We start from the raw sequence: 9925 nt of genomic DNA, 5'->3' as shown, positions 1-9925 counted from the left end.
ATCGGCTGCGGCTCCAGGCAAGGGTGCGTACCGGGTCGTACAACTGCGGCGTTGCGGGTCAGCTTGGCAGACTGTGGGCCCGCGGGGCAGGGTCCGGCGGTGAGGGGTGGGGCGATGAGTGAACTGGTGACCGGGGACGCGGTCGTGCTGGGGCTCCGGCCGGCGAAGCTGCCGAGCCGTGCGTTGGCGCTGGCCATCGATCTGATCGTCGTGGGAACGGTGTTCGGCCTGGTGGCCACAGGCCTGGCCATTGCCGTCGGCTCGCTGGACGACGCGGCCCTGGCGGCGGTGTCCGTGGCCACCTTCCTGCTGGTCCCGGTAGGAGGGCCGATCGCGGTCGAGACGCTCAGCCACGGTCGTTCACTGGGCAAGATGGCGTGCGGGCTGCGAGTTGTACGGGATGACGGGGGCCCCATACGGTTCCGGCATGCTCTGGTGCGCGGGGCGATGGGGGTCGTGGAGATCCTGATGACGCTCGGGGTGGTCGCCTCGATCGCGTCGCTGGTCTCGGCGCGTGGGCGGCGGCTCGGGGATGTCTTCGCGGGGACGCTCGTCGTACGGGAAAGGGTGCCGGCGGGGCGGGCCGCGGCCGTTCCGCCGCCTCCTCCGTGGCTGGTCGGGCGGTTCGCCGAGTTGGATCTGTCGGCCGTCCCGGACGAGCTGTGGCTCGCGGTGCGGCAGTACCTGACGCGGATGCACCAGCTCGACGCCGCCGTGGGCAGGGCCATGTCCGAGCGGCTCGGCGGAGAGGTCGCCGCGCGGACCGGGGTTCCCGCCCCGCGGGTGTGCCGGCCGCCGCGTACCTGGCCGCTGTGGTGCATGAACGGCAGGTACGGGACGCGCGCGGCGTGTGGCAGGCCTCGCAGGCCGAGGTGATCCGTGGTCGCGCGGGCGCCGGGCCGGTGGGTGCGGCCGGTGGAGCTCCGGCGTACGGGGCGCCCGTTCCCGGTGCTCCCGCTCACGGCCCTCACGCGGTCGGCGGCTTCGCGCACCCCGCTGTCGGTGCTGGTGACAGCGGCTCGGGGCGTCCGCCCGCCACCGGATTCGTGCCGCCCGCCTAGGGCTTGGCGGAGGGTGGGGAGTCCAGCTCTTCGAGCTCGATGCCGGGGGCGGAGAGCACCACGTCTCCGGCAAGGTGGACGGTGTGCCGTTCACCGGTGTCCAGGGCGCTGACCTGGTATTCGTCCACCGTCAGGGGACCGTTGTCAGTGGGGTGCGCTTCACTGTTCACCAGGGCCCAGGACTGGTCGAGCGTGCGGGGGGCGAGGACCGGATCCGTGAAGGTGACGACCCGGACGCGGGTCTCGGGGGAAGCGGGGGTGAGGCGCAGTAGACGAGCGGTCGCGACGAGGAAAGCGGGGGACGTGCCGTTGAAGGCGTGGGCGCGGACATTGCCTTCTGCGGCGTGAGTGCCCGTCGGATCGGTACGGACCCAGGTGAGGCCCTCCAGGGCGGCGCCGCGGACCTGCCAGTCGGCGGCATGGAGTTCGAGACGGAGGGGGCGGCCGAGTTCATCGAGGGTGAGGTCGACGGATCCGAGGTGACTGCCGGACGGGGCAGTCGTTTGGGAGATGTAGCGCCAGCCCGAAGGGCCGGGTGCGCAGTGGAAGTGTTCTTCGCCGAGGGGGGTGTGGTCGTGGACGTCGTGGAGCGAATATCGGCCGCGGGGCATGGGGTCCTTCGGGTCCTCGGCTCGTGCGGGTGCGGTGCGGCGCAGGCCCCCGGCACGGGGGTGCGGGGGCCTGCGTTCGTCGCTGCCGCTGATCGGCTCGGGGCGTCGGACGTCCCGCGCCGCTGAGCCGCTCCGCGCTGCGGGGGTCGCCGGTGACCGGTCACCGGCGAGCCTCCGCGGCGCGTGGCGGGATCAGTAGCGGTAGTGGTCCGGCTTGTACGGGCCCTCGACCTCGACACCGATGTACGCGGCCTGCTCGGGGCGGAGCGTTGTCAGCTTCACGCCGAGCGCGTCGAGGTGGAGACGGGCGACCTTCTCGTCGAGGTGCTTGGGCAGCACGTAGACATCGGTCGGGTACTCCTCGGGCTTGGTGAACAGCTCGATCTGGGCCAGGGTCTGGTCCGCGAACGAGTTGGACATGACGAACGAGGGGTGGCCGGTGGCGTTGCCCAGGTTCAGCAGGCGGCCCTCGGACAGCACGATGAGGACCTTGCCGTCGGGGAACGTCCAGGTGTGGACCTGCGGCTTGACCTCGTCCTTGACGATGCCGTCGATCCGTGCCAGGCCGGCCATGTCGATCTCGTTGTCGAAGTGGCCGATGTTCCCGACGATGGCCTGGTGCTTCATCTTGGCCATGTCCGAGGCCATGATGATGTCCTTGTTGCCCGTCGTGGTGACGAAGATGTCGGCCTGCGCGACGACGTCGTCGAGGGTGGCGACCTGGTAGCCGTCCATCGCCGCCTGGAGGGCGCAGATCGGGTCGATCTCGGTGATGATCACGCGGGCGCCCTGGCCGCGCAGGGACTCCGCGCAGCCCTTGCCCACGTCGCCGTAGCCGCAGACGACGGCGGTCTTGCCTCCGATGAGGACGTCGGTGGCGCGGTTGATGCCGTCGATCAGCGAGTGGCGGCAGCCGTACTTGTTGTCGAACTTCGACTTGGTGACCGCGTCGTTGACGTTGATCGCCGGGAACAGGAGGGTGCCGTCGCGGTGCATCTCGTACAGCCGGTGCACACCGGTCGTGGTCTCCTCCGTGACGCCACGGATCTCGGAGGCCAGCTGGGTCCACTTCTGGGGGGACTCGCCGAGCGTGCGGTTGAGCAGCGTGAGGATGTGCGCGTACTCCTCGCTGTCCGCCGTCGCCGGGTCCGGGGCCGCTCCGGCCTTCTCGAACTCGACGCCCTTGTGGACCAGGAGGGTGGCGTCGCCGCCGTCGTCCAGGATCATGTTCGGGCCGCCGGTGGGGGTGTTCGGCCAGGTCAGGGCCTGCTCCGTGCACCACCAGTACTCTTCGAGCGTCTCGCCCTTCCAGGCGAAGACCGGGACGCCGGCGGGGGCCTCGGGGGTGCCGTTCGGGCCGACCGCGATGGCGGCGGCGGCGTGGTCCTGGGTGGAGAAGATGTTGCAGGAGGCCCAGCGGACCTCGGCGCCGAGGGCGACCAGGGTCTCGATCAGCACGGCGGTCTGCACGGTCATGTGCAGCGAGCCGGTGATGCGGGCGCCGGCCAGCGGCTGGGCGGCGGCGTACTCCTTGCGGATCGACATCAGGCCGGGCATCTCGTGCTCGGCGAGGGTGATCTCCTTGCGGCCGAAGGCCGCGAGGGAGAGATCGGCGACCTTGAAGTCCTGTCGATTGGCGACCGTCGTCATAACGGGCTGCTCCTCGTTGTGGAGTCGAGGGTGGGTAGGGCGGCTCTGCGGCGGCGGGCACACGAATGCCCGGGCGCTCGCAGCGCAGTCCGTCGGAGGCCCTCTCTCCCTCGGCCGGTCCGGTGTCCGGACCGATCGACCGCCATCAGCAGCGACGTCTGACACTGCCGACGAATCTACACCGAACGGCGCAGCCGCTCCCAGTCCACCGGGGCGGGTCCGGTGCGGGAGCGGCTGCGAGGGGTACGCGATGGCGGGTCCGATGCGGTCAGTGGCCGGATTCCGTCGGCCCGGTGGCGCCGGACGCCGTGTCGCCGGATGCCGTGTCGCCGGGCGTCATGTCGCCGGGCGTCATGTCGCCGGGCGTCGTGTCGCCCGGTGCCGCCGCGCCCGGTTCGGCCGCGCCCGGTTCCGGGGCTTCCGGGCCGGGGGTGGCGGCGGCTTCCGGGTGCGGGGTGGCGGGGGCGCCTCCGGGGGCCTTGGCGGGGTTGATGCCGGCCGCGGCGGCCGCCGCGTTGTAGATGTCCGGCTCCAGGTAGATCACCCGGGCGATCGGGACGGCCTCGCGGATGCGGGACTCGGCGGCGTTGATGGCGTTGGCGACCTCGTCGGCGGTGTCGTCGTGCTGGACCGCGATCTTGGCGGCGACCAGCAGCTCCTCCGGGCCGAGGTGGAGGGTGCGCATGTGGATGATGCCGGTGACGGTGTCGCCGTCCACGACCGCGGCCTTGATCTTCTCGACCTGGTCGGTGCCTGCGGCCTCGCCGAGCAGCAGCGACTTGGTCTCGGCGGCCAGCACGAGGGCGATGGCGATCAGCAGGATGCCGATGCACAGGGTGCCGATGCCGTCCCACACGCCGTTGCCCGTGCCGAGGGCGAGGCCGACGCCGCCGAGGGCGAGGACCAGACCGATCAGGGCGCCGAAGTCCTCCAGCAGCACGACGGGGAGTTCGGGGGCCTTCGCGCGGCGGATGAAGTCCGTCCAGCTGAGCGAGCCGCGCGACTCGTTGGACTCCTTGATCGCCGTACGGAAGGAGAAGCCCTCGGCAATGATCGCGAAGACCAGGACGCCCACCGGCCAGTACCAGGCCTCCAGCTCGTGGGGGTGCCGGATCTTCTCGTAGCCCTCGTACACCGCGAACATGCCGCCGACGGAGAACAGGACGATGGAGACGAGGAAGGCGTAGATGTAGCGCTCGCGGCCGTAACCGAAGGGGTGCTGCGGGGTGGCCTCGCGCTGTGCTCGCTTGCCGCCGAGAAGCAGCAGCCCCTGGTTGCCCGAGTCCGCGAGCGAGTGGACGCTCTCCGCGAGCATCGACGAGGAGCCGCTGAACAGGAACGCCACGAATTTCGCCACCGCGATCGCGAGGTTGGCGCCGAGCGCCGCCACGATCGCCTTGGTTCCGCCTGACGCACTCATGGGTGCCTGGTGTCCCTTCTTCGGTCTGCGGCCCCGGCGGCCGCGGTGTGGCGGCACATTGTTGCAGCCGCCGCCGGGGACGGTGCGTCAGGCCACCACTGTCGCACGGAACAGCGTGCCCGCTCCGGACGCATGTACCCGCTCGCCCGCCGGTACGAAGACCGATTCGCCCGGGGCGAGACCGAGGTCGCCGGCCTTCGGGGCGCCCGCGGTGCAGAGCAGGATCTGCGGGGTGGCCGCGGTCAGGTCGGCGGGGGCGGCGCCGGGTGACAGGTCGAAGCGGGAGAGGCGGAACTCGTCGACCGGGGTCTCGTACAGCTCTTCGCCCGACGGGGACGCCTCCGGGCGCAGCACGCCCGGGTCGGTCGCCTCGAAGCGGACGACGCGCAGGAGTTCGGGAACGTCGATGTGCTTGGGCGTGAGGCCGCAACGGAGCACGTTGTCGGAGTTGGCCATGATCTCGACGCCGAGGCCGTCGAGGTAGGCGTGCGGGACGCCGGCTCCGAGGTACAGCGCCTCGCCGGGCTGGAGCCGCACGTAGTTGAGCAGCATGGCCGCGATGACGCCCGCGTCGCCGGGGAAGTGGTGGGCGATGCGGGCGTACGGGGCGTAGTCGCCGCCGAGCCGTTCCGCGGCGGCCGCCGCGGCGGTCACCGTCTCGGCCATCTCGTCCGGGTCCGCCGTGAGGATCGCCGTCAGCACCTCGCGCAGCGCGGCCTCTTCGGGCTGGGCGCGCAGCAGGTCCGCGTACGGCTTGAGGGAGTCGACGCCCAGGGCCTCCATCGCCTCGGCCGCCTCCAGGGGCCGGCGGAATCCGCAGAGGCCCTCGAAGGGGGTGAGCGCGCAGATGAGTTCGGGCTTGTGGTTGGTGTCCTTGTACGTGCGGTGGGGGGCGTCGATCGGGACGGACCGGCGCTCCTCGTCCGCGTAACCGGCCCTGGCCTGGTCGAGGTTCGGGTGCACCTGGAGGGAGAGGGGGGCGCCGGCGGCGAGCAGCTTGAGGAGGAAGGGCAGCCGGGGACCGAACTTCTCGACGGCCGCCGCGCCGAGTTCGCGGGCCGGGTCGGCGGCGATGACCTCGGTGAGGGGCTGCTCGGCGGACGCCTCGGCGCGGGTTATCCGGGAGGGGGCCCCGGGGTGGGCGCCCATCCACATCTCCGCCTGCGGCTCCCCGGTGGGGGCGATGCCGAGCAGGGCGGGGATCGCGGTGGTCGAGCCCCAGGCGTACGGGCGCACGGTATTGGAGAGCCGGTCCATGGATCAGTCCTTGTGTGTTGCTGTGCTGTCTTGGCGTGGTGCGGGTGGCTCAGGCGCCGGGGGCCGAGGCGAGGGCCAGGTAGACGGCGGCGAAGTCGGTGACGGCGAGCAGTTCGGCGAGGGCTTCGAGCGTGGAGCCCTCCTCCGGTTCCAGCTCGCTGATCGCCGTGTCGTGGCCCAGGGCCAGTTCGCGGGCGGCGGGGGCGGCGCTCAGGCCGCCGGTCGGGCGGTCGCGGAGCAGCACGACCCGGGCGTGCAGGGGCTCGGTGTCCTCGACGCGGTCGCGGAAGAAGTCGTCCGGGTCCGCGCCGGCCGCGAACGCGCCAGCGAGCAGGCCGCCGTGCGTCGGGAGCGCTTCCGGGAGCGCGGCGGCGAGGGCCGGGCGGCCCGAGAGCTCCGCCAGGACGGCGGCGAACCGGCGTCCGACCGGGCCGGCCGCGTCGCCCTCCGTCCAGATCAGCGGCAGGCTGTCCGCGAGTTCGGCGGCGAGGGTCTTGGCCGGGTTGCTGTACGTGGCGATGGCCGGGCCGCAGCGCTCCGCCGTGCGGTCGAGGCGGTCCGCGACGCTCTGCAGGGCCTCGGCGGGGGCGGTGACCAGGCCGACGCGGTCGAGCAGCGCGAGCAGCGGGGTGAACAGGGCCCAGAGGGTGCCGGGGCCCGCGGCCGACGTCTCGGCGTCGTACTCGCCGTGCGGGGCGGAGGCCATCGGTACGACGAGGCCGTGCACCCCGTGGACCGCCTCGCGCAGCGGGGAGCGCAGGGGGGCGACGGCCACGACCGTGCAGCCGCGGCGGTACGCCTGCTCCGCGAGGAGGGCGAGGCCCGGTTCGGAGCCGTCCGCCGTGGCGATGAGGAGCAGGTCCACGGAGCCGGCCCAGCCGGGCAGCGTCCAGCGCAGGGCGCCCGGGGCGGGGGCGACGCCGGTGGGGTGGATGCGGGTGACCGGGGCGGAGGCGCCGGCCAGCGCGGCGATCAGGTCCGCGACGCCGGTGGCGGCGGTGCCGGGGCCCGCGACCAGGACGGCTCGCGGGCGGCCCTCCGGCTTCAGCTCGGTGATCCCGGCCTCCGTCGCGTGCCGGGCGGCGGTGCGGACCCGGGCCCCGGCCTCGGCGGCGCCGCGGAGCAGGTCGCGGCGGTCGGCTCGGGCCAGGGCGTCGGGGGCGTCGAGCAACGACTCGTCGAGCATGGGGCGGTCCTCCGATCACGTGCCGCTCACCGGCTGGTGCGGTGTGGGGCGGGTACGCCGGGGTGCGGTTCGGCGGGTTCGCCGGTTCGCGGGTTCGCCGGTTTACGGGTTCGCCGGTTTACGCCGGGCGGCGGGCCTCGTCGACGAGGAGTACGGGGATGCCGTCCCGGACCGGGTAGGCGAGGCCGCAGTCGGCGCCGGTGCAGACGAGTTCCGGGGTGTCGGCTGCCGTCCGGTCGTCCAGGGGGGCGTGGCAGGCCGGGCAGGCCAGGATCTCCAGGAGGCCGGCTTCGAGCGGCATGGGGTGTCCCTTCGGGCGAGTGTGGTGTGCTGGGGCCCTTGTGGGGGCGGGGTCAGCCTACCGCCGGGGTGGGGTGGGACGCCCTTGTGGCGGGGCGCCGGGGTGGGCGGGGCGCCTGCGGCGGGCCTTGTCCCCTACCCGCCCCTTCCCGAAACCGGGGCTCCGCCCCGGGCCCCGCTCCTCAAACGCCGGAGGGGCTGGAGGGGGACGGGCCGGATTCGGGGCTCTGTCCCGCCGCCCCGCTCCTCAAACGCCGGAGGGGCTGAAAGGCGCGGACCGGATTCGGGGCTCTGCCCCCCGCCTCACTCCTCAAACGCCGGAGGGGCTGGAAGGCGCGGCGCCTCCTAGTCCCTGATCAGCCTCAGCACCTCGTCCCTCACCGACCTCATCGTCTTCTCGTCCTTCGCCTCCACGTTCAGCCGCAGCAGCGGTTCCGTGTTCGACGGGCGGAGGTTGAACCACCAGGTGGGGGTGGTCACCGTGAGGCCGTCCAAGGTGTCCGTGGTGGCGTTCTCGCGGGTGGTGAAGGCGGTCCTGACCTCGGCGGTGCGGGCGGTCTGGTCGTCGACCGTGGAGTTGATCTCGCCGGAGGCGGCGTAGCGGTCGTACTGGGCGACCAGGGCGGAGAGGGGGTCGTCCTGGCCGCCGAGGGCGGCGAGGACGTGGAGGGCGGCGAGCATGCCCGTATCGGCGTTCCAGAAGTCGCGGAAGTAGTAGTGGGCGGAGTGCTCACCGCCGAAGATCGCGCCGTGGGCGGCCATCTCGGCCTTGATGAAGGAGTGGCCGACCCTGGTGCGGACGGGGGTGCCGCCGTGTTCGCGTACGACCTCGGGGACGGAGTGGGACGTGATCAGGTTGTGGATGATCGTGCCCCGGCCGCCGTTGCGGGCCAGTTCGCGGGCCGCGACCAGGGCGGTGATCGCCGACGGGGAGACGCCCTCGCCGCGTTCGTCCACCACGAAGCAGCGGTCCGCGTCGCCGTCGAAGGCCAGGCCCAGGTCGGCACCCTCGGCCACGACGCGGGCCTGGAGGTCGACGATGTTGGCCGGGTCGAGGGGGTTGGCCTCGTGGTTCGGGAAGGTGCCGTCGAGCTCGAAGTACATCGGGACGAGGTCCACGGGCAGTCCGGCGAAGACCGTGGGGACCGTGTGGCCGCCCATGCCGTTGCCGGCGTCCACGACGACCTTCAGGGGACGGATCTCCGTCAGGTCCACCAGGGAGAGCAGGTGGGCGGCGTAGTCCGTGAGGGTGTCGCGCCCGGTGACCGTCCCCGGCGTCGCGACCGGTTCGGGGGCGCCCTTCTCGGACCACTCCTCGGCCAGCGCGCGGATCTCGGCCAGGCCCGTGTCCTGGCCGACCGGTGCCGCGCCCGCCCGGCACATCTTGATGCCGTTGTACCGCGCCGGGTTGTGCGACGCCGTGAACATCGCGCCCGGCAGGTCCATGGCCCCGGAGGCGTAGTACAGCTGGTCCGTCGAGCAGAGGCCGATCATCGTGACGTCGGCGCCCCGTCCCGCCGCGCCCCGTGCGAAGGCCCCGGACAGGGCGGGGGACGTGGGGCGCATGTCGTGGCCGATGACGATGGCGTCCGCGCCGGTCACCTGGACGAACGCCGCCCCGAAGAGTTCGGCCAGCTCCTCGTCCCACTGGTCGGGCACGACTCCGCGCACGTCGTACGCCTTCACGAGCTGCGACAGGTCTGCGGTCACGGGCCGGGCCTCCTGGGGGTTTCTTCGGACCGCCAAACTACCCGGCGGCCGGCCGTCCCTCAGGAGTCGGGTGAGCGCAGGACGCGGAGGTGGCCCCGGCGGGCGACCTCCATCGGGTCGGCCGTGCGCGGGCCGCCGCCCCGGGTGCCGTCGCCGCGCTCCTGCGGGCGCGCGGCCTCGCGTACCGCGTTGGCCAGCGCCTCCAGGTCGTCGCCGCTGGGGCGGCTGGGCGCGGAGGGGTCGGAGAGTCGGACGACTTCCCAGCCCCGTGGCGCGGTCAGGCGCTCGCTGTGCTCGGCACAGAGGTCGTAGCAGTGGGGCTCGGCGTAGGTGGCGAGCGGGCCGAGGACCGCAGTCGAGTCGGCATAGACGTACGTCAGTGTCGCGACGGCAGGGCGGCCGCACGCGGTGCGCGAACAGCGACGTACAGGGCTCACGATGTTGGACGGTACCGCACTCTTGAGCGGGCTGCGACGACTCTCCCCCGGCTCACCCCTCCGTGTCGCCCTGTGACCTTCGGCACATACTGCCCCGGGGCAACTCGCCTGACCTGCACGGGAGGAGGGGGAGAGCGCCTTGACGGCAATGGTTCCGGTCACCGATGTGGAGCGAACCGTTCACAAGGCGCGGGCCCGGCGGTCCGGAGCGGGGCCGGAAACGGGCTCTCGTGTGGCCGGATCGCTCAAGTCCGGACAGGGTTGCGCGCGCCCGCTCGGCCTCCGGCCCGACG

Annotated in this window: 8 protein-coding genes and 1 pseudogene; 1 reads left to right on the top strand and 8 read right to left on the bottom strand. The window is 72.8% G+C overall.

The features are described from left to right. Positions 1-114: 114 nt before the first annotated feature. Positions 115-1061: pseudogene (locus BLW14_RS19755) on the top strand (RDD family protein). Here BLW14_RS19755 and BLW14_RS19750 read toward each other — a convergent pair. From BLW14_RS19750 to BLW14_RS19715, 8 genes are all read right to left on the bottom strand, one after another. Then, positions 1058-1672, bottom strand: coding sequence for a hypothetical protein (locus BLW14_RS19750; protein ID WP_093708568.1), 615 nt, complete (start codon positions 1670-1672; stop codon positions 1058-1060). The pseudogene BLW14_RS19755 and the gene BLW14_RS19750 sit on opposite strands and share 4 nt — an antisense overlap. Positions 1673-1864: 192 nt before the next feature. Beyond that, positions 1865-3322 carry an adenosylhomocysteinase gene (gene ahcY, locus BLW14_RS19745; RefSeq protein ID WP_018524685.1) on the bottom strand — a complete coding sequence of 486 codons (1458 nt, stop codon included), beginning with the start codon at positions 3320-3322 and terminating at the stop codon, positions 1865-1867. Positions 3323-3590: 268 nt separating this feature from the next. Beyond that, positions 3591-4742, bottom strand: coding sequence for a cation diffusion facilitator family transporter (locus BLW14_RS19740; RefSeq protein WP_093708567.1), 1152 nt, complete (start codon positions 4740-4742; stop codon positions 3591-3593). 87 nt (positions 4743-4829) lie between these two features. Beyond that, positions 4830-5999: a mannose-6-phosphate isomerase, class I gene (manA, locus tag BLW14_RS19735; protein ID WP_093708566.1), complete on the bottom strand. Its 1170-nt coding sequence runs from the start codon at positions 5997-5999 to the stop codon at positions 4830-4832. Between the two features lie 49 nt (positions 6000-6048). Continuing rightward, positions 6049-7185, bottom strand: coding sequence for an SIS domain-containing protein (locus tag BLW14_RS19730; protein WP_093708565.1), 1137 nt, complete (start codon positions 7183-7185; stop codon positions 6049-6051). Positions 7186-7303: 118 nt separating this feature from the next. Next, positions 7304-7486 carry a Trm112 family protein gene (locus BLW14_RS19725; RefSeq protein WP_093708564.1) on the bottom strand — a complete coding sequence of 61 codons (183 nt, stop codon included), beginning with the start codon at positions 7484-7486 and terminating at the stop codon, positions 7304-7306. 344 nt (positions 7487-7830) lie between these two features. Next, positions 7831-9195 carry a phosphomannomutase/phosphoglucomutase gene (locus tag BLW14_RS19720; RefSeq protein WP_093708563.1) on the bottom strand — a complete coding sequence of 455 codons (1365 nt, stop codon included), beginning with the start codon at positions 9193-9195 and terminating at the stop codon, positions 7831-7833. A gap of 59 nt (positions 9196-9254) precedes the next feature. After that, a complete protein-coding gene (locus tag BLW14_RS19715; RefSeq protein ID WP_018524691.1) occupies positions 9255-9632 on the bottom strand; it encodes a DUF3499 domain-containing protein in 378 nt (125 codons plus the stop codon). Positions 9633-9925 lie beyond the last annotated feature (293 nt).

This window comes from Streptomyces sp. 2131.1, assembly GCF_900105515.1.
GTDB lineage: Bacteria > Actinomycetota > Actinomycetes > Streptomycetales > Streptomycetaceae > Streptomyces > Streptomyces drozdowiczii.
Note: the sequence above shows the minus strand (reverse complement) of the source record. Positions and strands in the feature narration are given on the sequence as shown.